At 36.5% G+C, this 26,454-nt stretch carries 24 protein-coding genes and 1 pseudogene; 5 read left to right on the top strand and 20 right to left on the bottom strand.

Annotated features, from left to right (window positions below; all coding sequences use genetic code 11):
- Positions 1-43 precede the first annotated feature (43 nt).
- Positions 44-517: pseudogene (locus tag ACNQGH_RS11115) on the top strand (IS630 family transposase); the annotation flags it as partial.
- Positions 518-614: 97 nt separating this feature from the next.
- Here the strand turns inward: ACNQGH_RS11115 and ACNQGH_RS11110 are convergent.
- The 6 genes from ACNQGH_RS11110 to ACNQGH_RS11085 all read right to left on the bottom strand — a co-directional run bounded on the left by ACNQGH_RS11110 (position 615) and on the right by ACNQGH_RS11085 (position 6,889).
- Positions 615-1,169 carry a chlorite dismutase family protein gene (locus ACNQGH_RS11110; protein ID WP_417956076.1) on the bottom strand — a complete coding sequence of 185 codons (555 nt, stop codon included), beginning with the start codon at positions 1,167-1,169 and terminating at the stop codon, positions 615-617.
- A gap of 108 nt (positions 1,170-1,277) precedes the next feature.
- A complete protein-coding gene (locus tag ACNQGH_RS11105; protein ID WP_417956075.1) occupies positions 1,278-2,084 on the bottom strand; it encodes an ABC transporter ATP-binding protein in 807 nt (268 codons plus the stop codon).
- A 26-nt stretch (positions 2,085-2,110) separates the two neighbouring features.
- On the bottom strand, positions 2,111-2,989 hold the full coding sequence (ntrB, locus tag ACNQGH_RS11100; protein WP_417956074.1) for a nitrate ABC transporter permease: 879 nt from the start codon (positions 2,987-2,989) through the stop codon (positions 2,111-2,113).
- Between the two features lie 97 nt (positions 2,990-3,086).
- Complete coding sequence (locus ACNQGH_RS11095; RefSeq protein WP_417956073.1) at positions 3,087-4,316, bottom strand: CmpA/NrtA family ABC transporter substrate-binding protein; 1,230 nt, start codon at positions 4,314-4,316, stop codon at positions 3,087-3,089.
- Positions 4,317-4,349: 33 nt separating this feature from the next.
- Positions 4,350-5,801: an alginate export family protein gene (locus ACNQGH_RS11090; protein WP_417956072.1), complete on the bottom strand. Its 1,452-nt coding sequence runs from the start codon at positions 5,799-5,801 to the stop codon at positions 4,350-4,352.
- Between the two features lie 389 nt (positions 5,802-6,190).
- Positions 6,191-6,889 carry a Crp/Fnr family transcriptional regulator gene (locus ACNQGH_RS11085; RefSeq protein ID WP_417956071.1) on the bottom strand — a complete coding sequence of 233 codons (699 nt, stop codon included), beginning with the start codon at positions 6,887-6,889 and terminating at the stop codon, positions 6,191-6,193.
- 178 nt (positions 6,890-7,067) lie between these two features.
- Between ACNQGH_RS11085 and ACNQGH_RS11080 the strand changes: the two genes are divergently transcribed.
- From ACNQGH_RS11080 to ACNQGH_RS11070, 3 genes are all read left to right on the top strand, one after another.
- Complete coding sequence (locus ACNQGH_RS11080; RefSeq protein ID WP_417956070.1) at positions 7,068-10,580, top strand: molybdopterin-dependent oxidoreductase; 3,513 nt, start codon at positions 7,068-7,070, stop codon at positions 10,578-10,580.
- A 76-nt stretch (positions 10,581-10,656) separates the two neighbouring features.
- Entirely contained in the window at positions 10,657-12,096 is a 1,440-nt protein-coding gene (locus tag ACNQGH_RS11075; RefSeq protein WP_417956069.1) for a rubredoxin, read from the top strand.
- A gap of 78 nt (positions 12,097-12,174) precedes the next feature.
- Positions 12,175-12,723 (top strand): acyl-CoA thioesterase, encoded by a 549-nt coding sequence (locus ACNQGH_RS11070; protein ID WP_417956068.1) that lies wholly within the window; start codon positions 12,175-12,177, stop codon positions 12,721-12,723.
- 180 nt (positions 12,724-12,903) lie between these two features.
- On the opposite strand, the gene ACNQGH_RS11065 is transcribed toward ACNQGH_RS11070, so the two are convergent.
- Both ACNQGH_RS11065 and ACNQGH_RS11060 read right to left on the bottom strand, forming a co-directional pair.
- Positions 12,904-13,269, bottom strand: coding sequence for an amidohydrolase family protein (locus tag ACNQGH_RS11065; RefSeq protein WP_417956067.1), 366 nt, complete (start codon positions 13,267-13,269; stop codon positions 12,904-12,906).
- 102 nt (positions 13,270-13,371) lie between these two features.
- Positions 13,372-14,238: an amidohydrolase family protein gene (locus ACNQGH_RS11060; RefSeq protein WP_417956066.1), complete on the bottom strand. Its 867-nt coding sequence runs from the start codon at positions 14,236-14,238 to the stop codon at positions 13,372-13,374.
- 365 nt (positions 14,239-14,603) lie between these two features.
- Here ACNQGH_RS11060 and katG point away from each other — a divergent pair, with 365 nt between their 5' ends.
- Entirely contained in the window at positions 14,604-16,850 is a 2,247-nt protein-coding gene (gene katG / locus ACNQGH_RS11055) for a catalase/peroxidase HPI (RefSeq protein ID WP_417956065.1), read from the top strand.
- A 113-nt stretch (positions 16,851-16,963) separates the two neighbouring features.
- Here the strand turns inward: katG and ACNQGH_RS11050 are convergent, their stop codons facing one another.
- The 12 genes from ACNQGH_RS11050 to ACNQGH_RS10995 all read right to left on the bottom strand — a co-directional run bounded on the left by ACNQGH_RS11050 (position 16,964) and on the right by ACNQGH_RS10995 (position 26,444).
- The gene (locus tag ACNQGH_RS11050; protein WP_417956064.1) at positions 16,964-17,287 is read right to left on the bottom strand and encodes a cupin domain-containing protein; all 324 of its coding nucleotides are present in this window, start codon (positions 17,285-17,287) and stop codon (positions 16,964-16,966) included.
- Positions 17,288-17,292: 5 nt separating this feature from the next.
- Positions 17,293-18,255, bottom strand: coding sequence for a GNAT family N-acetyltransferase (locus tag ACNQGH_RS11045; protein ID WP_417956063.1), 963 nt, complete (start codon positions 18,253-18,255; stop codon positions 17,293-17,295).
- Between the two features lie 374 nt (positions 18,256-18,629).
- On the bottom strand, positions 18,630-19,637 hold the full coding sequence (moaA, locus tag ACNQGH_RS11040) for a GTP 3',8-cyclase MoaA (RefSeq protein ID WP_417956062.1): 1,008 nt from the start codon (positions 19,635-19,637) through the stop codon (positions 18,630-18,632).
- A complete protein-coding gene (moaCB, locus tag ACNQGH_RS11035; RefSeq protein ID WP_417956061.1) occupies positions 19,624-20,538 on the bottom strand; it encodes a bifunctional molybdenum cofactor biosynthesis protein MoaC/MoaB in 915 nt (304 codons plus the stop codon). Before moaCB ends, moaA begins: the two co-directional genes overlap by 14 nt.
- Positions 20,539-20,976 carry a molybdenum cofactor biosynthesis protein MoaE gene (locus ACNQGH_RS11030; RefSeq protein WP_417956060.1) on the bottom strand — a complete coding sequence of 146 codons (438 nt, stop codon included), beginning with the start codon at positions 20,974-20,976 and terminating at the stop codon, positions 20,539-20,541.
- A gap of 11 nt (positions 20,977-20,987) precedes the next feature.
- Positions 20,988-22,073, bottom strand: coding sequence for a molybdopterin-synthase adenylyltransferase MoeB (gene moeB, locus ACNQGH_RS11025; RefSeq protein ID WP_417956059.1), 1,086 nt, complete (start codon positions 22,071-22,073; stop codon positions 20,988-20,990).
- A gap of 22 nt (positions 22,074-22,095) precedes the next feature.
- Positions 22,096-22,332, bottom strand: a complete 237-nt coding sequence (locus ACNQGH_RS11020) for a MoaD/ThiS family protein (protein ID WP_417956058.1) — start codon at positions 22,330-22,332, stop codon at positions 22,096-22,098.
- Positions 22,329-23,126, bottom strand: a complete 798-nt coding sequence (gene cobA, locus ACNQGH_RS11015) for a uroporphyrinogen-III C-methyltransferase (RefSeq protein WP_417956057.1) — start codon at positions 23,124-23,126, stop codon at positions 22,329-22,331. The genes ACNQGH_RS11020 and cobA overlap by 4 nt, the downstream gene beginning before the upstream one ends.
- 5 nt (positions 23,127-23,131) lie before the next feature.
- Positions 23,132-23,695, bottom strand: a complete 564-nt coding sequence (locus ACNQGH_RS11010; RefSeq protein WP_417956056.1) for a molybdenum cofactor guanylyltransferase — start codon at positions 23,693-23,695, stop codon at positions 23,132-23,134.
- Between the two features lie 99 nt (positions 23,696-23,794).
- Positions 23,795-24,967 carry a molybdopterin molybdotransferase MoeA gene (locus ACNQGH_RS11005; RefSeq protein ID WP_417956055.1) on the bottom strand — a complete coding sequence of 391 codons (1,173 nt, stop codon included), beginning with the start codon at positions 24,965-24,967 and terminating at the stop codon, positions 23,795-23,797.
- A gap of 288 nt (positions 24,968-25,255) precedes the next feature.
- Positions 25,256-25,762, bottom strand: a complete 507-nt coding sequence (locus tag ACNQGH_RS11000) for a GNAT family N-acetyltransferase (protein ID WP_417956054.1) — start codon at positions 25,760-25,762, stop codon at positions 25,256-25,258.
- A gap of 112 nt (positions 25,763-25,874) precedes the next feature.
- A complete protein-coding gene (locus tag ACNQGH_RS10995; protein WP_417956053.1) occupies positions 25,875-26,444 on the bottom strand; it encodes a cysteine hydrolase family protein in 570 nt (189 codons plus the stop codon).
- Positions 26,445-26,454 lie beyond the last annotated feature (10 nt).

The following is a 26,454-nucleotide window of genomic DNA, read 5'->3' as shown; positions in this document are numbered from 1 at the left end:
AATGCATCAAATACATAATGTTTAAAATGATTATGCTTGGCAGGAAATCGGAAAAGCAGGAACCAAAGAAATTTCCTCCAATACAGGTCGAAGAAGGTTGAATATAATAGGAGCAATTAATCCTGTGACTATGCAACCAACAATATTGCTTGAGGAAGAAAATTGTAACGCAGACTCAATTGTAAGATTATTAGAGACCATTAAAAAGCAATACTATCAGGCAGAAACTATTTGTTTAATACTAGACAATGCTCGATATCAAAAGGGAATAATAGCACAGAGTAAAGCAAAAGAGCTTGGAATAGACTTGGTATATTTACCACCATATAGTCCAAATCTGAATTTGATAGAAAGGCTATGGAAATTTTTTAAAAAGAAAGTAATGAAAAACAAATACTATGAAGATTTCAAAACATTCAAAACTGCCATAGAAAAATTCTTTGAAAATTTTGACCAGTACCATAATCAGCTATTAACCCTATTGAATTTTAAATTCGGAATTATTAAAGCAAATTAGTAAGAACAAACAGAATTCCACAAAATCAAACACTTTATAATGCTGCTTAGTTTAGATCCTTTTAATTTCCCAATGGGAACAATCGCTTAAAAAAAAATCATGAGTTATTTTTCATCAATCTAATATCAATTTCCCTGTCCACGTAACGCCATTCTTCGGTTTTTCGAAGTGTTTCCAAAAGTTCTTCAAAAGTAGCCGCATCAGCTGGAGCGTATTCAAACCAAGTCAGGAAATCGAACGGCTCACCAATGTCTCTACAATGGAATAATTTTCGGGCAATTGCAGGCAAATATTTCATACCTGTCTGGGTATGCCGGGATTTATTTTCCATTATTTTTCTACGTTCATCTTGGGCTAAATTCCACCATGCTTCCGATTTTCGGATGAGAATAAATGCAGCTAAAGTAGCTGCTGATCGCCCTAAATCTTCTTGAATAGCAACCAATTTGTCTTTGTCTTCTTTCTCCGTATACCGAAGGTTACTCACAATTCCTTTTAAAGTCCAAATTCCTTTATTAGACTGTACTAAAGAACCTGAAATCCTTTTTATATGAGAAACCGGATCGATTGCATCCCCTTTTAAAGTAATCATTGCGGTTACTTCCCAATCCCCGTCATTATCGCCTATAAAATCGAAAATTGTATTATTCATATTGATTTATTTTTAGAATTAATATCCAGGGCTTATGCAAAAAATCCCTGAAATGGCTCAATATTTCAGGGATTCTTAAATTAACTAAACAAATTAAACTAAACCAAACTAACTTTTGTACACCATCCCCATATCTTCAATCGAGAACTTATCGGTTAACAGGTGCAATAATTTATCTCTTAACTCTATATATTCGGGCATTTTTACGATTTCGATTTTGTTCCTTGGTCTTGGTAAATGAACCTCAACTATTTCTCTGATGGTTGAAGCCGGACCGTTATTCATAACCACAATTCTATCGGATAAAAACAAAGCTTCTTCGATATCATGTGTAATCATAACAATCGTTTTGTCTCTGTTATTTAAGTTCCATAATTTCAACACTTCTAATTGCATGGTTCCTTTGGTAAGTGCATCCAAAGCTCCAAAAGGTTCGTCCAATAATAAAACTCCCGGATTGATTGCAAATGCTCTTGCAATTGCGACTCTTTGTTTCATACCACCCGATAATTGTCCCGGTAATTTATCTTTATGTTCATATAAATTAACCATTTTAAGGTTTTCTTCTACAATTTCATGCTTCTCTGCTTTAGAACAATTCATTACCGAATCAACGGCCTGAAAAATGTTTTGGTCCACAGTCAACCAGGGTAAAAGAGAATAATTTTGAAATACAATTCCGCGATCTGGTCCTGGCCCTTTTATTTTTTGATTCCCTAATTCAACCGTTCCGCCTGTTGGGGTAAGCATTCCTGCAATAGCATTCATAATCGTTGATTTCCCACATCCTGAATGTCCAATTATAGATACGATTTCACCTTTTTTTATTGAAAGATTAATATCTCTTACTGCAATATATTTTCCTTTTGGAGTTGGAAACGAAATTTCCAAATCTTTTATTTCTAAATAACTCATAGTCGTAAATTTTTAATTTGTTAAGTTTAATAAGCCACTTTTTTCTCGATGAACGTAAACAGTTTGTCAAAAAGCAATCCTACAATACCAATGATGATAATGGCTGATATTACTTTTTCTAAGCTTAATGCGTTCCAGCTGTCCCATACAAAAAACCCGATTCCGGCACCACCAGACAACATTTCACCCGCTACGATCACCAACCAAGCCACACTGATACTCAAACGCAATCCTGTAATAATGTGAGGCAAACTGTACGGAATTAAAATTTTAGTCAGGTATCTCATTTTAGAAAATCCAAATGCTTTGGCTACATTTTTATGATCCTGTGGAATTGATGCTACACCGAAAGAGGTATTAATCAATGTAGACCATAAAGAAGTAATGAAAACAATAAATATGGTCGCCATTCCTGTATCTTTAAAAACAACCAAACCAATAGGAAACCACGCTAATGGAGAAACTGGTTTTAAAAGTTGAACAATTGGATAAAAAATTTGTTTACAAATAGTACTGGCTCCCATTAAAATCCCAATTGGAATAGCAATTAATGAACCTAATAAAAATCCCATCAATACCGTTTTTATCGAATTGAATAATTGCAATCCTATTCCCTTATCATTCGGTCCATAGTCATAAAAAGGATCGCTTAACATTTCTTTCAAAACAGTTAAGGTAGCTATCGGACCAGGTAGTGCATCTTTTGTAAAATAACTTAATAAACTCCAAAATCCGCCAAAAACAACCAAACCTACACCTGCCAAAAGCAATGATTTCGATTTTACAAGTAAAGTATTTAATGCTAATTTGAGTTTATAATTTTCTGTGACACTTTTTTTTGTCTCTGTTGAAACATTGATTTCTGAATCTAGCGTATCAATGGTTAGTGTGTTTTTATCAGACATGGTAATAAAATTTAGTTTAATTAAGGTATTTCTAATGTCTCCCCCCGACCCTCTCTAGTAAGAGAGGGAGTAGAGACGCTGTAATCTATTTTCTAATTTATCTTTTTACAACTTTTAAGTAAGCAGCAGGGTTCGACGGGTCAAAAACAGTTTTATCCATAGTAAGAGAAAAAGGTTTCATATCATCATTAGGTATTTTCACTTTCATGCTCTTAGCCACTTCTTCATACAAATCCTGCAAGATCAACTTATCTGCAATTGCTTCATAATTTGGCGCTTCTTTCAAATATCCGAATCTTACAAACTGTGCCATCGCCCAAATCGCATATGATTTACGAGGATAATTAACCATTCCGCCTTTGTGAAACAACATATAATCTTTAGAATAAACTTGTGTTCCCTGGTTACAACCTAAATTGTAATCTCCCATCAATCTCGCTTCAATTACATCAGCTGGCGCATTCACATAAGGAGCTCTACCAATAATAGCAGCTGCTTTTTTACGATTAGATGGATTATCCAACCAGATACAAGCTTCCATTACCGCTTTCATTACTTTTACTAAATCTGCTCTACGTTTTGCGCTGAAATCTTTATTCACAACCAATGCTTTTTCAGGATGATCTTTCCAAATATCTTGTGAAGCAATTTGTGTAAATCCTATTCCTTGTTTTACAGCAACACCTCCCCAAGGCTCTCCTACGCAATACCCATCCATGTTTCCAACTTTCATGTTAGCCACCATTTGTGGAGGGGGAATAGTAATAATTTTCACTGCTTTTTGATTTAGACCAGCGATAGACATCCAGTTACGCAACCATAAATCGTGTGTTCCACCAGGAAAAGTCATCGCAAATGTCACTTCTTTTTCTGCTTTTAATTTGGCAGCAACTACTGGAGTTACTTTATTCATCTGTTTAAAACCCACTTTTCCGCAAAAATCATTAGAAAGTGTAATGGCCTGACCGTTTACATTAAGCATCATTGCAATTTTCATTTCAGATCCAGCTTTACCACCAACCCCTGTGTATACTGAGAACGGCATAGAATACAAACAATGCGCTCCGTCTAATTCGCCTGTTAAAATTTTGTCACGAACATTCGCCCAGGAAGATTCTTTGGTTACAATAACCTCAACGCCATATTTTTTAAATAGCCCCAGTTCTTTTGCCATAACAATTGGAGAACAATCCGTAAGTGGAATGAAACCTAATCTTACGGGATCACTTTGAGCACTTATCGTTGTTAAAGCGGAACTCAATACTACCAACAAGGTCAACACAACTCTTTTGAAAACCCTTGTTATTTGTTTATTTGAATTTTTCATTTTGTTTATTTTTTAAAAATTGAATACTTTAATTTATTTTTTAGCTAAGAAATTAGGTTTAATATTTAGCATCACATAAGCAAATTTTGGGCTAAGGTCTGGTGTAGCAACATTTTTAACTGCCGCTGATGCCATTGAATTGGTTGCTTTCATGAAAGAATATCCAGCTTCGATATTGACCATTTTGGTTAAATTGTATCTTACTAATAAATCAACCTCAGTACCTAAATAAGAATCTAATTTTCCTCCCGCTCCATTTGACAAAGTGTTGGCAGATTCAAAACCATGAATATCTAATAAGAAAGTAAGGTTGTCTTTCGCATTGTATTTCATTTTAAAGAAATAGTTCAGTAATCCCTGTTTTCCAAAACCATTCGCTGCATAGAAATAATCCATACTTCCCCAGAATTTGTGCGGTGTTCCATACAATGGATCAAAAAGATTGCTTTCTGAAGTCGCTGTAACTGCTTTTGTTCCGTCTGTTCCTGATAAATAATCAATCCCAGGACCTACAAATAATTTTCTTCCTATTTGCAAAGTTGAAGTGACAGAAGCCAAATTAGCGCTTAAAGATCTGCCGTCTTTATCCTTACCTCCCTGATGATACAAGCTTCCCGTAAGATTGAATTTTCTGGTAACATTAGTATTAAAGTAAACACCTGTAGTATTGCGACTCCAAACACCTGTTCCATATGCTTTTGAAGTTACCGCTGGCGTTCCTGAAGTTACATTAGTGTATTTGTTAAAATCATCTTTAAAGAATAAAAACGAAACATCTCCAAAGGAAAGTTTCTTTCCTATATAAGCGTACTGAAACGATTTGTACATCGTACCAATTCCATTGGTACCGGCACCGTAAGCAGTAGGAACACCGTTGTAAACTGTTCCTGTGTTTAGTTCTTTGTTTTGGTTAAATGCAGCTCCAACATCAGCAATCCATCCTTTGTTTGCAAATTTGAAGACAATTGCATCATGTCTTCTTCCTTGTTGCAACCAATCCAAACCTCCCAATACTTTTTGATCATCATAAGAGATTTCCTGACGACCTACTTTTAAAGATAAATTTTGAATGGTGCTTATTGTGTCATTCAACATAATCTCCCCCCAGGCTTCATGAAGCATAACACCGTTATTTGCTTCTGTAGTTGTTCTATTTATGGAAGAAGCATCTTGTCCCCAAACACGTACATCCTGTAATGCCATAAATACTTTAAATCGATATCCTGTGAATCCTATATTTAATCTTGCTCTTTGAGAATTGAATAAGGCAGCCTTGTCTCCCTCTTTTTGCAAAGTTCCTTGTCCTGCTCTTAGTTCAGTTCTCTCTCTAATTTGTCCTGTTGCTGTTAATTGTGCTTTTACTTCGTTTTGACTTAATACGGTTAAGGCAATTCCCAGGAAAAAAGATTTTGAAAGATTTACTGTTGAAATTTTTCTCATTTTCAAACCTTGAGCACCTAGTAATGTGGTTTTAAACTTTTGCATAATCTTATGTTTTAATTAGTATGAAGCAAATTTACGTAAGTACTAATACTTAGACACTATATAAAAAACAGATAGAAACGACTTTTTACTACCAAAAACAACGTAATTAAGACAGTTTAATTACTGCTTTTTAACAGATAATGAAAATAAAACCAGTTACAGCAAGGCTTTAGCATTATCAGAAACGTAGTAAAAAATACGTATAGTAAAAATTTATCCTATGAAAATCATGACAATCTGCTTTTAAAAACATAAAAAGCGATTATTCATTCGAATAAGAAAGCGGGGAGACAATACGCTCCAAAAGGAGAATACCTATTGGAAGCAAAGAGGAGAAAGAAAATGAAGGAAGAAATGAAGGAAGAAAAAAGGAGGATTTATTGGTATAACTATTTATGTTCTCTAATTTCTGATTTTAATTTATCAATATCAACTAATCCTATTTTCTTGCCGACAGTTTTAATGAGCAATTCTTTTTTTAAACTTGAAATCACCCGTATCACTTGTTCATCAGTGGTTCCGGCAAAATCAGCAATTTCTTTTCTGGACAAATCAAGCTCTATGACGCCATGCATCTGACCAAATTTTCTATGTATATATAATAAGGTATCAATCACCCTTTCCCTTACATTCATTTGTGCAATTTTGCGAATATTATTCTCACTTTTATTTAGCTCTTCCGCATAAAACAACATTAAATCAAAGGTAAATTCAGGAACATTATGAAGTATTTCCAACATATCTTCGTTACTAAAATTACATAACGTAGTGTCTTCCAAAGCATAAGCACCAATAAGATAGCGTTTACTGGTACCAAAACCTCTAAAACCAACCGTGTCACCCTCTTTGGTTAATCGTACAATTTGTTCTCTTCCGTTGATACCTGTCTTTACCGTCTTTACTTTTCCTTTGTAGATAAAGTACAACCCCTGAATTGGTGCACCTTCAATGATAAATTGCTGCGCTTTTTTACAGGTAAAACTGCGCTTTTTATCAATATAATTTTTCATTTGTTCTAAATGAATGTGTTTCTTGATAAAACAATTTTCATTTATACAGGTACTGCAAGTGGCTAGTTCTTCTTTCATGGCTAAAATTTAAAATCGTTTACAAAATGATTTGCTACTAAATATTTATTTTACCCAAAAATATAAAATAAAATCCATTTAATACGTATTAATACGTAAAAATACTTATTTTTACACTTTCGTAAGATAGAAACAGATCAATGTACTAAGCTTTCATTATTAATAAAGAAATTCAATAATGCAAAATTCAGAAATCAAAACTACGTGTTCCTATTGTGGAGTAGGATGCGGAATTATAGTAACCAATGATCCTAAAAATGGGGTAACTGTTACGGGCGATAAAGATCATCCGGTGAACAGAGGCATGCTTTGTTCGAAAGGGATGAACCTTCATTATGTAGTCAACGACACCTCCGACAGAATCCTTTATCCAGAAATGAGATGGAGTAAGTCACATCCTATGGAAAGAGTAAGCTGGGATACCGCTTTGGATCGCGCAGCAGCAGTCTTTTCCTCCATAATAAAAAAACATGGCCCTGATAGTGTTGGGTTCTATATATCTGGGCAATGCCTTACTGAAGAATATTACCTGGTAAACAAGCTGGTAAAAGGATTTTTAAAAACCAATAATATCGATACCAACTCTCGCTTGTGCATGAGTTCAGCGGTCGCAGGTTACAAAAAAACATTTGGAGAGGATTCTGTACCGATCGCTTACGACGATATTGAACTGGCTGATACTTTTTTGATAACAGGGGCCAACCCTGCCTGGTGTCATCCTATTCTTTTTAGACGAATAGAACAACACAAGGAAAAAAATCCGAAAACAAAAATTATTGTAATCGATCCCAGAAGAACCGATTCGGCAATAGCTGCTGATTTGCATTTACAAATCATTCCGGGTACTGATATTATTTTATACCATGCTTTGGCCAAAAGGTTAATCGAAAAAGGATATGCCGATAATGATTTCATAAAAAACCATACTGAAAATTTCAAATTATATAAAGATCTTGTACTGTCCAGCTCATTAGAGAAAGCATCTAAACTTTGTGGTGTTCCTTTGAATGACATCAAATTAGCTGCTGACATCATTGGAAAAGCCAAAGGATTTCTTTCGCTTTGGGCAATGGGACTCAATCAAAGTGCCATTGGCGTAGACAAAAATACAGCTTTGCTTAACCTTTCCTTATTAACCGGACAAATAGGAAAACCAGGTTCAGGGCCTTTTTCACTGACTGGACAGCCTAATGCTATGGGTGGTCGTGAAGTGGGTGGAATGGCTAATCTATTGGCGGTACATAAAGAATTAAATAATCCGGTACATCGTAAAGAGGTAGCTGATTTTTGGGGAGTTGAAGACCTGTCTGAAAGACCGGGATTAACGGCTACAGAGATGTTTGAAGCTTTGGAATCTGGAAAAATGAAAGCGATTTGGATTATCTGCACTAATCCAATGGTAAGTTTACCAGACTCCCGCAGAGTGGAGAAAGCATTGGCGAATGCCAAATTTGTTGTGGTTCAGGATATTTCTCATAATGCCGACACTTCAAAATTTGCCGATTTATTATTGCCGGCAGCGGGTTGGTTAGAGAAAGAAGGAACCATGACCAATTCCGAAAGACGAATTTCTTATTTGCCGAAAGGCATCAATGCACCGGGAGAAGCACTTCCGGATGTGGAAATTCTGACTCGTTTTGCTAAAAAAATGAATTTCAACGGATTTAATTTCAACAGTACCGAAGATATTTATAAGGAACATTGTCTCATGACAAAAAACACCAACATAGATATTTCCTTTTTAAATTACAATCGTCTAAAAAACGAAGGTACTTTCCAATGGCCTGTTCCTGATTACGGTCATCCTGGAACCCCTCGTTTATTTACCGATAAAAAATTCTTTACGCCTTCGCAAAAAGCGATTTTTAATATCCCAACGGCTATTGAAAACACTTCGGAACAACCTAATGATCAATTTCCGTATATTCTTACCACGGGTCGTATCAGAGACCAATGGCATACGATGACAAAAACAGGTAAAGTGTCCCGATTGATGACACACATCCCTAGTCCTGTACTTGAAATAAATCCTATTGATGCCTACAAAGCGTCCATAAATAACGGAGATATTGTTGTGGTAACAAGCAAAAACGGAACCGTCCGTGTAAAAGCCAAAGTTTCTGATACCATTAGAGAAGGCGTGCTATTCTTGCCGATGCACTGGGGAAAACAGCTGGAAAATGACTTGAATCGAACCAATAATCTGACGAATACTCTTGTAGATCCTGTATCAAAAGAACCCGATTTTAAGTTTACAACTGTTTCAATTGCCAAATATGTAAAACCTTTCGAGAAAATAGCGGTAGTGGGCGCTGGAGCAGCTGCTTTCCGATTTATACAAAACTATAGAGAAATCAATACTTCTGACGAAATCATTGTCTTTTCAAATGAAGAAAATCCATTTTACAACAGGGTTTTATTACCGGAATACGTAACTGCGGAACTTTCTTGGGAACAGCTTTTAAAAATAAAAGACGAAGCCTTAAGTAAGCTAAATATCACCATGAAATCTGGTATTTCAATTGACAGCATCAACACCAAAGAAAATATAATTCTCGATAGCAATGGCATAACGCATTCTTTTGATTCGTTAATATTAGCTACAGGAAGCAGACCTTTTATTCCTGAAAATGCGCAACTGCATTTACCAGGGCGATTTACCATTAGAAAAAAAGAAGATGCAGATCGATTAAAAAACTATTTGGATGAAACTAATTTAATTCCGGAAGAGCAACATGTAGTTATTGTAGGTGGTGGATTATTAGGATTAGAATTAGCCGCTGCCCTAAAACATAAAAAAGTAAAAATCACGATAATTCAACGGGCTTCCAGATTAATGGAACGTCAATTGGACCGAATTTCGAGTAAATTACTTGCTGAAGAAGTACAACTTCGTGACATTCAAATTTATTTTGATAATGAGGTGAGTACCGTATTCGAAACAGACAATCCAAACGAAATAGAAATTGCTCTAAAAAGTGGTCGGATTATCACTGCCAATGCCATTGTGTATACCATTGGTACCATTCCAAATATAGAATTAGCCAAAGAATCAGGAATATCCTGCGGACGCGGTGTAAAAGTAAACCAGTATTTACAATCGTCGAATCCAAATGTATTTGCTATTGGCGAAATAGCGGAGTTCAACAACCAGTTGTTCGGAATCACTTCAGCAGCGGAGGAACAGGCTGATGTATTGGCGAATTTTATGGCCGGCGATATCAGTAGTTTTTACAAAGGTTCCGTTTTAATGAATATCCTGAAACTCGAAGACATCAATCTATGCAGTATCGGTGAAATCGAAATCCCTGACAATGATGATTCTTACGAAGAAATTGTGTTTTCCGATTTAGGAAAAAGATACTATAAGAAATGTGTGGTCAAAAACGACCTGTTAGTGGGCGCTATTTTGATGGGCGATAAAAATGAGTTTGCCGAATTCAAAACTATGATTGAGAGCAAAATCGAATTGTCTGATAAAAGAAACACGTTATTAAGAGGAAGTTCAAATGCAAAACCAGTTTTAGGAAAACTTGTTTGTTCCTGCAGCCAAGTGGGAAGCGGAAACATTGAAGAAGCCATAAAAGGTGGTGTGACTAACTTTACCGAATTGTGCAGAACCACAGGTGCCGGATTAGGTTGTGGAAGTTGTAAAACCGAAGTGAAAGAAATCTTATCAAAATGTAAATAAATAGTTGGCAGTATTCCGTAATCAGTTTGCTATCAGCAACTGAATACTACACACTGAGAACTGAACACTAAAAAATATGGAATTGACAAGACTAATAGTAAAAGGAGGCGTGATTTCACCAGGTGAATTACGCGGAATTGTAAATATGGCTTTAGAACAAGGATTGGATGCAATCTCCTTTGGTTCTCGACAGGATATTATATTTCCTAAAGGTTTCACTCCTATTGAAAGGGAAAAAACTGGAAAGAATTATTTTGTTTATCCTAATGAAAAAAGCGGAAATAACATTGTTTCTTCGTACGTATCCACTGATATTTTTAGAAATACGCCCTGGCTTACGGGAAATAAATTTTTATATATTTTAGAGCAATTTAAAGAACAACCCAAGCTAAAAGTAAACATCACGGATCCAAAACAACAGTTAGTTCCTTTATTTACAGGACACATCAACTTTATTGCTTCGGATCATGAAGATTATTGGTTTCTATATATCCGTTTGCCAAAATGGGATAAAATGGAAATGTATCCTGTGCTGATTTACAGTTGGAATATCGCCGAAGTATATTATGCTATTGAAAAAATACTTGACGAAGAACCTGATTCTGTCGATATGATCTTTCAATTGGTCAGCGACGCTTTGGACACCAATAACAGAACAATAGACAAACCTTTAAACATTCCTTTTTATCCGTTCCCTTATTATGAAGGAATGAATCGACTGGGAATTGATCAATATTGGTTGGGTTTGTATTGGAGAAATAATCTATACGATTTAGACTTTTTAAAAGAAATGTGCGATTTATGTTTTGATTGCAAAATTGGCAAAATATGTATCACGCCATGGAAGTCCTTCATCGTAAAAGGAATTCCAAAGGAACGAAAATTAGATTGGGAAAAATTCCTGGGTAAAAAAGGAATTAATGTCCGTCACTCCTTATTGGAACTCAACTGGCATTTACCTGTTGCCATGGAGTGGGCTTTAAATCTCAAAACTTTTCTGGTTCGAACACTCGATCAATTTGACATCAGTACCTACGGACTCACTTTTGGTATATCAGAATACAATCGCGAAGGACATTATTTTACTTCGATTGTGGTCGAAAAAAATGAATTACCAAAAGACTTAGAATCGATTAAAATTAGAGATACATATAATGTTTTGTATGCCAAAAATTTCGATCCAAATACCCGAGAGTACATCGTTCATACCCAAGATGTTGATAAGCTGGAGCTGCCAACCATTTTGATTGAACTCAGTAGAAAATATTTTGAGGAATTAGGGAATGTTATTGTTGAAGTAAGTCCAACAGCTACCAAAAAAGAGAAAAAAGAACAAGATATCCATCAGTGTCCTGAATGCCTGACTTTATATAATTCAGAATACGGTGATGTTATTCAAGGGATAGAAAAAGGGGTTTTGTTTAAAGATTTACCGGAGGACTACTGTTGTTCACTATGTGAATCTCCAAAAATAAATTTTGTGGTAATGACAGGAGTAAAACTGGACACCTTGTAATGCTACCTGAAAAGTTAGCTACGAATTCTTGAAAAAACAACTCAAAACAACTTTTGCCAGCACAAAAACAATTACAATATGAATACTATTTTCAAAACGGTAAGTTCTTCGCACATTACAATTTCTGAATTGATGCTGCCTTCACACACCAACTTTAGTGGCAAAATACATGGTGGTTATATTTTATCCTTACTGGATCAAATTGCTTTTGCCTGCGCTTCAAAATTTTCAGGTAATTACTGCGTAACAGCTTCTGTGGATACGGTAAATTTCCTAAAACCCATTGAAGTGGGTGAACTGGTAACCATGAAAGCCAGTGTCAATTACGTAGGAACCAGCTCTATGATTATTGGTATTCGCGTTGAATCAGAAAATATTCAGACCGGAACCGTTAATCATTGCAATTCATCTTATTTTACGATGGTTTCAAAAGATAAAGAAGGAAAAAATGCCGCCGTTCCCGGATTAATACTTACCAACCTAAAAGAAGTGAGTAGATTCCAAAACTGTGTGAAACAAATCGCTTTAAAAAAAGAAAGAGAATATCAAAGAAGCATTGCTACTTTTGGTTCTATTGAAACTATTATGAGTTTAAATCAATACAATGTTAAGGTTGAATTACAATAATAATTAATGATTCCATAAATTAAAACAGGAACACTCCCGCTGCTTTGTATTGTGAATCAACTAAGCCGAACTTTAGATTAAATACTGACTTAAAAGATACAAGACAAACTTAAATTAAGCGTAAATACAGCTGCTGCAATTGGCAGCAGTTTTTGTTCAGTGGAAATTGTGATACTCTGATTATTTGAATGCCAATTCAACTTCTTCCAACATTCTATCCAATGTTTGCCGGTCAAGCCATTTTCCCTTCAAAACAACTCCTTCAATAGACTTGGTGTTTTTTATATCATCAAGCGGGTTCTCATTCAGCAATACCATATTAGCGTTTTTCCCTTCAGTAATGGTTCCTTCCACCGCATAATTGTCCAGATATCTTGCTGGATTAACAGTACTGGCCAATAATATCTCGTATGGTTTAATACCGGTCTCCTGCAGAAGCCCGAACTCCTGATGTAAAGAAAATCCAACTATTACCATTCCATAGGTGTCGCTGCCTGTTAGTAAACGCACTTTGCTGTCTGATAAAATGCGGGCAAAGGCTTTCATCCATAAGAAATAACTGTTGAATAGCGATGGCGCTTTTACACCGTCAAATTCACGATTTTTGAGTTTTCGGTAATCATTTCTTTCTGTAAGAAAATCCTTCTTTTATTTTTTAGCAAGATATTTTACCAGATCGTTATGCTGAAATGCGGCAAATTTTTCATCATCCAGGCAGTTGTTTATAAAATCAAAACCTACCAGGGTTGTACCAATATAAATCCCACTTGAATTCAATTGTTGCGCCAACTTTTTTAATTCGGCTTTGTTTTGCTTAAAAAAAGTAGAACCACTGCCATCAGATAAATAAAGGAATTCTTCGATGTGCTCGATAGATTTCATTCTTAAAGAAAATTCAAGAGGCAGGTTTCGCTGGGAATGTCCTATTATTTGAACTTCGTTAGCTTCACATTCTTCCAGCAATTTCAAATAGATATCCTGGGGTAAATTAGCTGCGATTTTCAAAAAGTCGTACCCTTTTTCTTTATGCATTTTGACAACTGCTCTCACTTCCTCGTTTGTTCTAAGCTGCTCCGATTTCAAATAAGGCCCGGTGGTATAATAGTTGGGCCCCAACAATTCACCCGATATAACGTGTTGCCTAATAGCGATATGATTTTGTCCCTCAAATTCAGCCATATTTCTTACCGTAGTAATCCCGTTGGCAATTAACAACTTAAAATCATTTTTAATATCATTGCTCCTATAGTGATAATGCATTTCTGCCAAACCGGGAATTAAATACTTATCCGTACCATCAATAGTCAAGCTGACTTTCTTGCCAGGTGATGCAACCGGTTCTATCTTTATAATTTTACCACCTGAAAACAGAACTCTCTGTTTGTACAGGACAATTTCTTTAGTCATCGGTATAACATTTACATTTTCAATTGAAATAGTATCCGAATTTTGACCAGTGATAGTAGTTATATTGGTTACTACTACTAAAATAAAAGTAAAGAAGTTTCTATTCATAAAAATAATCCTTTGATGAGAGTCGTATAAAATTACAGCCAACTTGCACTTATCGCTATCGCATAGCGCACACACAACCTAACCATCTGTATTTAAGAAACATACAGCCGTCTTTGATTTTGCTAATTTATGATATTATTACGTGCAATGAGACAAACGCTCCATTCTTTCTGTCAAAATCATAAGAATACACGTTTGGCATCCTGATGCTGAAATCCGTCTAATTAACTATTTTGCAGTAAGTTGATTGCATAACGGACTTTAGCAATAACTATAATTTTTATCTATTGAAAAAATAATTTAGATAAGAAAAAAATAGATAAATTAGCATTGAAACTTTACAAAACAAAAAAACCAATCGCATTATGGAAAATAACAACAATCCGAACACCGCTGATGCTACAAGTTACAATGTTAATGATGAAAGCAAATGCCCGTTTTCAGGAGCAGCTCAAAAGCAAACGGCTGGTGCTGGAACAAGAAACAATGACTGGTGGCCTAATCAGTTGAAATTGAACATCCTCCGCCAACATTCTCACCTGTCCAATCCTATGGGCGAGACGTTCAACTATGCTGAGGAGTTCAAGAGCCTCGATCTGAATGCCGTAAAGAAAGATCTCTTTGATTTAATGACAGCATCTCAGACCTGGTGGCCAGCAGATTATGGTCATTATGGACCATTCTTCATTCGAATGGCCTGGCATAGTGCAGGTACGTATCGTATCGCAGATGGCCGTGGTGGTGCCGGCTTCGGTACCCAGCGATTTGCACCGCTCAACAGTTGGCCTGACAATGCAAACCTCGACAAGGCTCGTCTGCTTCTCTGGCCCATCAAACAGAAATATGGTAAGAAAATTTCATGGGCCGACCTGATGATTCTTGCCGGAAACTGTGCCCTGGAGTCGATGGGGTTCGAGAGCTTTGGTTTCGGTGGTGGACGTACTGATGTTTGGGAGCCTGCGGAAGACATCTATTGGGGTTCTGAAGGAAAATGGCTGGATGACAATCGCTATACTGGTGACCGCGAATTAGAAAATCCACTGGCTGCCGTTCAAATGGGTCTTATCTACGTGAATCCTGAGGGGCCTAACGGAAATCCTGATCCGCTTGCGTCTGCACGTGACGTTCGTGAGACTTTTACTCGTATGGCTATGAATGACGAAGAAACTGTTGCGCTTATTGCCGGCGGGCACACCTTCGGAAAAACTCATGGGGCCGCTGATCCAAGCAGGTATGTGGGTCCGGAACCAGCAGGTGCGGGGATTGAAGAGCAAAGCCTTGGATGGAAAAATACATTTGGTAGCGGAAATGGAGAAGACACTATTACCAGCGGCCTTGAGGGCGCCTGGAGCACTACGCCAACGAAGTGGAGTAACAACTACTTCGAAAACCTGTTCGGATTCGAGTGGGAGCTATCAAAAAGTCCAGCTGGTGCCCATCAGTGGAAACCGAAGGATGGTGCCGGCGCCGGTACAGTGCCGGATGCGCACAATCCGTCAAAGAGTCACGCACCAACAATGCTTACCGCTGACCTCGCTTTGAGAGTAGACCCTATTTATGAGCCCATTGCACGATACTTCCATAAGAATCCCGATGCATTTGCGGATGCATTCGGTCGTGCATGGTTCAAGCTGACGCACCGCGATATGGGTCCAATTGCACGCTACCTGGGTCCAGAAGTACCTGCGGAACGACTAATTTGGCAAGATCCTGTTCCTGCCGTTACGCATCAGCTAATTGACGATAACGACATCGCTACACTTAAGGCAAAAATACTGGAAACAGGGCTAACTGTTTCCCAACTGGTAGCTACCGCTTGGGCATCAGCATCAACGTTCCGTGGCTCCGATAAACGTGGCGGTGCAAACGGTGCTCGTATTCGTCTTGCACCACAGAAGGATTGGAAAGTTAACAATCCGTCCCAACTGGAGAAAGTACTTGCGACGCTTGGTGGCATTCAGGCAGATTTCAACAGTAATCATTCTGGTGGCAAACTAGTTTCAATTGCTGACCTGATTGTTTTAGGCGGTAGTGCAGCTATTGAGAAAGCAGCGCAGCATGCCGGACACTATGTATCGGTACCTTTCGCTCCTGGACGAACAGATGCATCACAGGAACAAACGGATGTTGAATCATTTGCTGTCCTGGAGCCTGAAGCAGATGGTTTCCGCAATTACTCTAAGACTAAATATAGTATATCGGCAGAGGAAATGCTGGTGGATAAGGCGCAGTTGTTGACCCTTACAGCGCCAGAGCTGACAGTTCTTGTTGGTGGCATGCGTGTTCTCAATGCCAACTTTGATCAGTCTCAAAACGGTGTTTTCACGAAGCGTCCAGAGGTACTTACTAACGATTTCTTTGTGAACCTATTGGATTTGGGTACGTCTTGGAAAGCTGCTTCGGAGGCTGATGATTTGTTTGTAGGTAGTGATCGTACAACAGGCGGACTGAAGTGGATTGGATCTCGAGTTGATCTCATTTTTGGTTCTAACTCAGAGCTAAGAGCCCTTGCAGAAGTCTATGCTTGTGCGGACGCGCAGGAAAAGTTTGTAAATGATTTTATTGCAGCATGGACCAAGGTGATGAACCTTGATCGCTTCGAACTGGCTTAATTATGTAGCTGTATGGTATTAAAAGGTGGTGCATAATTGCGGCCACCTTTTTATTTCCCATTTGATCTGCTTTTCTATTCTACCAAGCGGATTTTGACATCAAAAAGAATCACTTATAAATAATCCTGTCGGATTGGTGTAAAAACATCAACTACCTCACCTGCCTCAATAATTTCAATGGAATGTTCCATGTTCGCAGGAATGGAATAGGTATCTCCTTCGGATAATAAAAATTCTTCCCCTCCAAATTTCAATTTGTATTTACCGGAAATTACATAACCGCTCTGTTCGTTAGGGTGTTTGTGAAAAGGAACAAAATCAGTTGACTTATACAGCATTTTTGTTACCATTGAGTCTTTACCAATGGAAAGAACGACAAAATCAACTCCTAAAAATTGTCTTGAGGCAGCGTTTTCTTTTTTTACAATATTTTTCATATGCTTTACAATTGATTGTTTAAGTTTAACTCCATTTGGATATTACAGCGTTTATAAGGTGTAGTTTGTCCCGCTATTTTCTGGAAACCCAATTTCAGATATAGGTTGATTGCAGGTTTCAGAATGGTATTGCTTTCCAGGTATAATTTGGAAGCACCCAATTTCTTTGCAGTATCGACAACCGCCTGACCAAGCAACCATCCAATATTTTTCCCTTGTGCGTTTGGAGAAACCGCCATTTTTGCCATTTCAAAATCATAGTTAGCGTGGTTCATTTTGATCAGTGCGCAAACTCCAACGGGTTCATTATTGTATAGCGCAACGAAAATCTTCCCTCCTTTGTCCAGAATGTATTCTTTCGGATTATCCAATGCTTTGTAATCCGCTTCCTCCATTTCAAAATAAGTGGAAATCCACTCTTCGTTGAGCGATTTAAATGCTGATTGATATTGGGATTCGTATTCCACGATCTGGACGTCTTTACTTTCACGCAGTTTTTTTTGCTCCTGTACTCTTCTGAACAACGACTTTTGTTCCAACAAAAATTCCCATTCTTCAATTGCTTCCCAAAGGTTGTGTGTGGCTTCCGTTATAATACCTTCAATGGCAGCGTCTACGTCTGTACATTGGACTCTAATTTTTTTCGAAAGCATTATCCCTTTTTGGCTTAACCCTACAATGTTCCTACGTTTATCCTTTGATTTCAGGTTTTCCTGAACCAATCCTAAAACTGTCATTTCCTGAATAATTTTAGTAACAGAGGGTTGGGAATGTCCTATTTCATTAGCGATTTCGGTAATAGTCATTTCACCCTCTTCTGAAAGGACAAAGAACACCGGAAACCACTTTGGCGAAAACTCCACATTGTATAATTCATAAATCTGGGCTGCGTTTTCGGTTACTGTAGCGGTCAGCAAACGCAACCGACTGCCTAATGCCATTTTTCCTGTTTTTTCGAATAGCTTCATTTTATATAATTAATTACATAATTAGTTATGCAAATATAAAAAATAAATATTTTTACTTCAAACTTTATTTGAAATATTTGAAAAATAAGTAAAGTAGGTGAATTGGCGACCATTAAAGTCAGTGAGAATTAAGTAGGAATCAGAAGGTAAGGTGGCCTTGCCATCTGGGATTTAAACTACAATTAAAATTCTTTCCTGAAAAAGTCACTGACGGTTCTAAAAGAAAACAATCCGTAAAAAGCCTTAAAAATAGCTGTCGCCGTAAAATAATTTACACCATTATTTCTTACAATTAGACAAACACCCATCGCTTCTATCAAAACCACAAAGTACAAAGACGATGAGATTGAAAAACCAATAAAATTTATGATAAATTAACCGCCAATCGCAATCATGCTTCGGTTATCTTGGTTCAAAGCGGGATTATTTACCTCCTCGACAGTATTCATTCCTGCTCTTACTTTCTTTTTGTTTTTAATGGCAAAAGCAATCAAATCTTCAATTGCTTCGCCATTTCTGAAAGGCGTCAGTAAATCTGTTTCGGAGTTGGAAAACAGACAGTTTTTTATTTTTCCATTGGCAGTCAATCGGATTCTATTACAACCATCACAAAAAGGATTGGTTATCGAACTGATAATACCAAAGCTTCCTAAATATTTTTTTATTTTGAATTCCCTTGCGGTAAAGTTTTTATCATCTTCTAATTTCTCTACATCCGATGCTGGAAAATGATTTTTTACCTGATCGAGAATTTCATTTTGCGAAACCATTTTGCTGCGGTCCCACTCATTTCCTGCAAAAGGCATGAATTCTATAAATCGAATCGAAATCGGTAAAAATTCAGTCAATTTAATAAAATCTATTATTTCATCATCATTGAAGCCTTTAATCAAAACCACATTTACTTTGATTTTGAAATCATTATTCAGCAATATGTGTAAATTATCAATAACAGTCTGAAACTGGTTTCTAAGTGTAATAGAATGAAATTTTGAAGCAACCAAAGTATCTAAACTCAAGTTGATTTTTTTTACGTTAAACTCCTTTAAAACGGCAATATGTTTATTGATCAGAATTCCGTTTGTAGTAATGGAAATCTCGGTTTTCAGAGCAGCCAGTTTGGCTATAATTTCAGGAAAATCTTTTCTTAATAAAGGTTCTCCTCCGGTAAGCCTTATTTTATCAACACCATTATTGACGAAGGTTTGGGCGATGGCGTGAATTTCGTCAGCCGTCATCAGGCTCGCTTTAGGACTTAATACAATTCCATCGGCTGGCATGCAATAGCTACAACGCAAATTACATTTCTCAATTAGAGAAATACGCAAATAGTTGTGTTTACGTCCAAAATCATCCGTTAAAACAGCATTATTTGGTATCATGATTACTGCCTTTTAAAATATGAAAAACATGTAGCACATGAGGAAATATGGCATCCATAGATTCCTTTGCACCATTAGTTGAACCGGGCAAAGCCAACACCAAAGATTTTCCTAAGGTCCCTGCAACTGTTCTGGAAAGCATCGAATACGGCATGCGCTGTTGTCCATAACTCCGTATCGCTTCCTCAATTCCGGGAATTCTGCTTTCTAATAACGGTTCCAATGCTTGCGGTGTAACATCTCTTGGCGAAAGTCCCGTTCCGCCGGTAAAAATGATTAATTGATTTTCTTTAGCGAAAGCTTTAGTTCGCTCCTGAATCATATCAATTTCATCAGGTATGATTTCGTAATGCGTAGTTTCAACTCCGCAAACCTCCAGTTTTTCGACAATTATTTTTCCGGATCGATCTTGCTTATCTCCCGCAAAAATGGAGTCGGAACAAACAAAAACCGCTGCTTTAATCGCAAATGGAAATCTATTTTTGAAAGATGATTTCCCACCTTCCTTACTGATTAATTTAATCGTGGCAATCGCTATATTTTTATCAATTGGCTTGAGCATGTCATACATCGTAAGCGCCACAATAGAAGCACCGTGCATTGCCTCCACCTCAACTCCGGTTTTGTAAACCGTTTTAACTTTGAAAATAATATCAATGCTTAATTCGTTTATCTCGTATTCCACTGATGTAAATTCAATTGGAATAGGATGGCAATCGGGAATGGATAAATGCGTGTTTTTCACCGCAAATAAACCTGCTGTTTTTGCCATTTCCAGTACGTTCCCTTTTGGAACCAGATTGTTTACAACGGCATCAATTGTGGACTGAAGACTGACAACTACCGTTGCCTTTGCTGTCGCCGTTCGGAGCGTACTTATTTTATGTGTGATATCAACCATTTATAACGTGTTTTTCTTCCAGGTAAAAGTACTGTTTTCAAATATTTCTTTACCAAAAATAGGCACATCTGTTTTAATCCAATTCACAATCGCTTCCGTGGCTTCATAGACTTGTTTTCTTCTGGTTGCCGAAACAAAGACAAACAAACAGATTTCTCCTGCTTTAACCACGCCCAAACTGTGATAAATGTGCATACAAATCAAATCGAATTGCGCGAAAGCTTTCTCTCTAATAACATTCAAGGCTTCGTCTGCCATTTCTTCGTAAGCAGTATAATCAATTGCAGCTACGGTTTGACCATCAATTTCATCGGCTCTGACCTGACCTAAAAAAATATTGTGTGCACCAATAGTCTTTTTTGATTGGTGTTTCGCGATCGACTGCCCTATAAATTCCGAAGAAATTGGCCCCTGAATGAAAACAGTTTTCTTACTCATGATGATTATTTTTATATTTTAGGAAACAGAAACACTTCCATTTGCAGTATTTCATCCAATGCTTTGGCACCACCTGCAATACTTTTGGCATTCTTAAAATTATTATTTCTAAGGATCTCCACTGCCTTTTTACTTCTAATTCCGGATTGACAAAAAACAAACAACGATGCATTAGCATCCAGTTGATCCAAGACTGATTCTAAACGATCTAGTGGAATTTGAAGCCCATTTTTGATTGCTATTTTTGGATACTCATCCAAATTTCGAACATCAAGAAAAACAACTGCTGAATTATTAATTTGTTCCAATGCAAGAGCAGCAAGGATTTCAATAGCTCCGCTTTCAACTGAGCTGTATTTATTTTCGAAAGCTACTATATCGATAGTATTCACAGCTGTTTTTGAAAACTCAAATTTCTGTTGTTCGTTATTCAACATATTATAAACCAATAATTTTCCAGACAACAACTCCCCTATTCCCAAAACCATTTTTAATACTTCATTAGCCTGAAACATACCGATGATTCCAACCGATATTCCCATAACCCCTGCATCATTACAGTTCCTAACGTCATTGGCTTCCTCTGGAAATAAACAGCGGTACGTAGGTCCATTTTCATAATTAAAAATAGAAACCTGCCCTTCAAATTTATAAATGGAACCGTAAACAAAAGGTTTGTTGGTTGCACAACACGCATCATTAATCAAATATTTAGTATTAAGATTATCCGTGGCATCAACCATAATATCATACTGTCGGAATAATGAAATTGCATTTTTAGCGTCTAATTTTTCAGTGATTGCATTTATTTTTATAGAAGGATTTAGTGCCAAAGCCATTTCTTTTGCCTCAAGAACTTTACTTTTTCCAACCGAACTACTTTTGTAAATAACCTGGCGCTGCAAATTGGTAACTTCGATTCTATCATCATCAATAATCCCAATTTCCCCTATTCCGGCTGCAGCCAAATAAGGTAAAACAGCCACACCCAATCCGCCGGCACCAATGATCAATACTTTGGCTTGTTGCAGTTTTTGTTGCCCATTAATACCTACTTCAGGAAGTATAATTTGTCGGTTGTATCGTGCTGTTTCCATAACTCAGTAGAAAATTTATAATTTATCCTCCAGCAAATGGCGGTAATAAAGCAACAATATCATTGCTTTTCAAAATATAATTTGCTGTATCCTGTACTATCTTTTGATTAATTGCAACACTAAAAGAAAGTTGACTCAATTGGTACTTTTGTTCTAATGATGCTATTAATTGATGTAAAGGTAAATCAGAAAAAGAAACTTCTTCTCCTTGACTTCTTGTTTTTTCAGCTATGGCGCCAAAATATTTTACTGCGATCATGCTGTTAAATTTAAGTTTTGAAAAATGAACTCATCTTCTAAAAATTCCTCTTGAAAATAAGTCGTTAATTTTGAAGCATTTCCCACTACCTCACCAATGACAATAATGGCAGGAGACGAAAGCTGTTGCTCTTCGACTAATTTCATGATAGAACTTATGGTTCCAACCACTTTTTTCTCCGTGTCTTTTGTTCCGTTTTGAATGATGGCAACAGGCAAATCGTCGGTTCTGTTGTTTTGATAAATTGAAATAATCTCATCCAGTTTATTCATTCCCATCAAAATAACCACCGTTGCTGATGACTGAGAAGCCAAAGCCACGTCTTTAGATAATTTATGATCCGAAGTAGTTCCGGTAATTACCCAAAAACTTTCGGCTACCCGTCTTTGTGTCAGACTTATTCCATTGGACGCCGGCACACCTAAAGCCGATGAAATTCCAGGAACAATGGCGGTTTCTAAATCAAATTTCTGTGCATATTCGATCTCTTCGCTTCCTCTTCCAAAAACAAACGGATCCCCGCCTTTCAACCGAACGACGTGACCAAAACGATTTGCCATCGACACAATCAATTCATTAATTTGATCTTGACTGTAAGCGTGACAACCAAAACGCTTTCCAACAAAAATGATTTCTGCATGGGTCGCATACTGCAACAACTCTTCATTTACAAGTGCATCATACAAAACAACATCAGCACTTTCCAATACTTTGATTGCTTTTAAAGTGATCAACTCTACATCTCCGGGACCTGCCCCTACGATTGTCAATTTTGGTGTATTTGAATTTTTCATTTTAACTAAGATAAATTGGTATTCAATTCGTTTAACTCGGCAACAGAATTTATATTTTTAAACAGATCACGTTTTTCGTCCGTAACTCGAATCAATTCATATGCCACTTTTGACAGCAAACGCGTCATTTTCAAATCATTATCATCAATTGCCTTTTTTAAAACAGGCAGTATGGCTGTAGAATAAATTCCGATCAGAGGATGAATCCGGTCTGTGTCCCCAAAAACAGAAACATCAAAATTTGAGTTGTGTTTTTCTATCAATTCCAATAGTATTTCGGTAGAAATCAATGGAATATCGCAACTCAATATCAAATTCATTTCACTTTCTGAATGAACCAAAGCGGTATATATTCCACCCAAAGGTCCTTTATCAGCTACTATATCTCTTATTTTCCTGTATGCCAAATAATCGTAATCGCTGGTATTGGTAATCAATTGAATGTTACTTGATATTGGCAAAACCGCTTCAATAACATGCTCAATAAAAGGTTTGTTTTGATACAACACCAAGCCTTTTTCCGACTGCATTCGGCTGCTTTTTCCTCCACAAAGAATCGATACTTGCATACTTTATAATTTATTTGCCTGAATACAAAAACGCAACCACATTAATAATACGCTGAATAAAATAAAAAATCATTATTTACTTTCACCATCTTGCAGCTATTAATGAAGTGGAATAACCATCACTTCCTGATCTTTTTCAATATTTACCACATCATAAGGCAAATAAATTAAAGCATTTGCTGTCGCAAAAGTGTTTAGCATGGCTGAACTTTGACTCTCTAAAACCGTAACTTTTTCATCATCATATACCGCTTTCAAAAATAAGGTTTTCCCTGATGTGTTTTCAAATTGGGCAGTTATTTTTCTTTTAATTTTTGGTAAATGAATCGCCTCAAAACCCATATTTATTTTTAGCGCCGGATGAACATAAATATAAAAACTAGTCAATGTCGAGGCTGGATTTCCAGGCAAGGCAAAAACAATCGTTTTGTCTTTTTTTCCAAAAAACAACGGTTTTCCAGGTTTCTGATTAATTTTGTAAAACAACTCTTCTACTCCATTGGATAAAAGCGCTTCTTTTACAAAATCATAATCTCCAACCGAAATTCCGCCCGAAACAAGTACAACATCAAAAGCAGAAAGACAACTTTTCAAAACTCTTTTTGTCGCTTTTAAATTATCTTTTACGCGGAACGTTTCTATTTTCTTAATCCCAATTCCCTGCAAAGCAGATTCAAGCATAATGGAATTACTTTCGTAAATCTTTCCCTCTGATAATTTTTTGCCCACTTTTACCAATTCGTTCCCCGTAACAACAATAGCTACTTTTGGCTTGGCATAAACTGTTATTTCCGTTATTCCTAAACAAGCTAAAAAACCTATAGCAGCGGGAGTAATCAAGGTATTATTTTCAAGTACCAGTTCATTTTCTTTTATTTGCTCCCCTTTGTTTCTAACATTTGCAAAACGGGCAGGCATTTTGTTAATTTCAACCGTTTTATCTTTAATCTCGGTATGTTCCTGCATCACAACCGTGTCCAAATTATCCGGAACATAAGCCCCTGTAAAGATACGTATCGCCTGATCTTTCTTTATTTTTTTATTCGAAAAATCACCTGCCTGTGAAGTACTTACTACGTTAAACTGTTGCAATTCACTATGTGCAAAAGCATAACCATCCATTGCTGATTGACGGAAGGGCGGCATATCCATTGTAGAATAAATCGCTTCTGCCAAAATAAAACCAAGTGATTTGGCCACTTTAATTTTTCTAATAGGCATCTTGCAACTATTCTCTGCAATAATCGATAAGGCTTGGTCCACTTGTATCATACATTTATGAATAAAACTAAGTAAAAATACTTATTGCAAATATACGTAAATATGTCAAGTTGAACCAACAATTAACTATAATTGCATGCAAAATGAATATAGCAAGATTTAAACCGTTTTATTTATTAAAAAATGAACAAAGTAATCCCAAATCTGTAAAATCCGTAAAAAAGAAAGCCCAAAATCGACATAGATTTTAGGATTTCATATACTCATTCAAAATTTTAAGACAATTCAAGAAAAAACTGTACCTGCAAACAGACCAGCCCTTCAGCTCTAAATTATCTGTTATAGTGCTATTTCAAATAAACTAGAAGAACCTCCCTTGTAATGTTCAGGAAGATTAGCTGTAACTGGATATTCTGTTATTCCCAAATAAGTAAAACCACAACTTACATAATAGTCATTTAGTTTGCCGTTCCCACTTCCAGTGTCCATTCGAATAAATTGCTTCTGATTTTCTAATGCAAATTCTTTCGCCCAATCTACAATTCGTTTCGTAAAACCATTTCCTCTAAATAAAGGATTTGTGCAAATTCTATGAATGTAAACAGACGGTTCCTTATCTTTCTCCTGCCAAATAAAAGGATCACTGTATGTCACTGCAAAAACACAGGCAATTTGCCCGTCAACAATTATTTTCCATTGTCTGTTTTCGTTGATTTCAGTTTCTATTAATGACCGTTCAAACCCTTTCCAATGTTTTTTCGCAATGCTTTTTTGATATGTGGTTCCTTCCTCATATAAATTAAATATGGCGTCAATATCTCCCAAAGTACTATTTGCTACTATCATATTTAATTCCTTTGTTCTATTAAAATTAGTAACCGCAATAGCCATGCAAAACCAATTTCAAGTTAATTACTAAAAATCCAACTCTTGCCAAATTGTCGGCTGTGCATTTTTTTTAGATACTGTTTTTTATAAATTCCGTCGTTACTATTGTCGCAAATTCTTCATTTAAACTTGCTAACGCAGTTTCGTGAATAAGATTTGCAGAATAGTTCTGACCGTCAATCCCTTTCTTATTAAAAGTTGCGGTTGCGTCCGACACCAGATACGTTTCGTAACCGAAATTTCCTGCCATTCTCGTTGTTGTCGAAACACAATGGTCGGTTGTTAACCACACAATCACAAGTTTAGTTATTTTATTAATGTCAAGTTGCTCTTTTAAATCTGTTCCAATAAAAGAACTATTTACATTTTTTTTAATGATTCTTTCTCCTGCAATTGGTAAAACAATATCTTTAAATTCATTTCCGATGTTAGTTTCATTAAGCAACGAATTTGGATTTGAAGAACAATGTTTGATATGAAAAACAGGCAGCTTATATTTTCTCCAAAGGGTTAAAAGTTCGCTTGCTTTTTTTTCTGCATCGAAATTATTTCTTTCTCCGCCCCAGTATTCTATAGTATCAAATCCTTTTTGGATGTCAATAAGTAGTAATGCTGGATTATCTGTTTTTGAAATGCTCATTTTTTTTATT

The sequence above is a fragment of the Flavobacterium kochi genome, assembly GCF_048286715.1.
Classification (GTDB): Bacteria; Bacteroidota; Bacteroidia; order Flavobacteriales; family Flavobacteriaceae; genus Flavobacterium.
The sequence above is the reverse complement of the archived record's forward strand: the minus strand, read 5'-3'. Positions and strand labels throughout refer to the sequence as shown.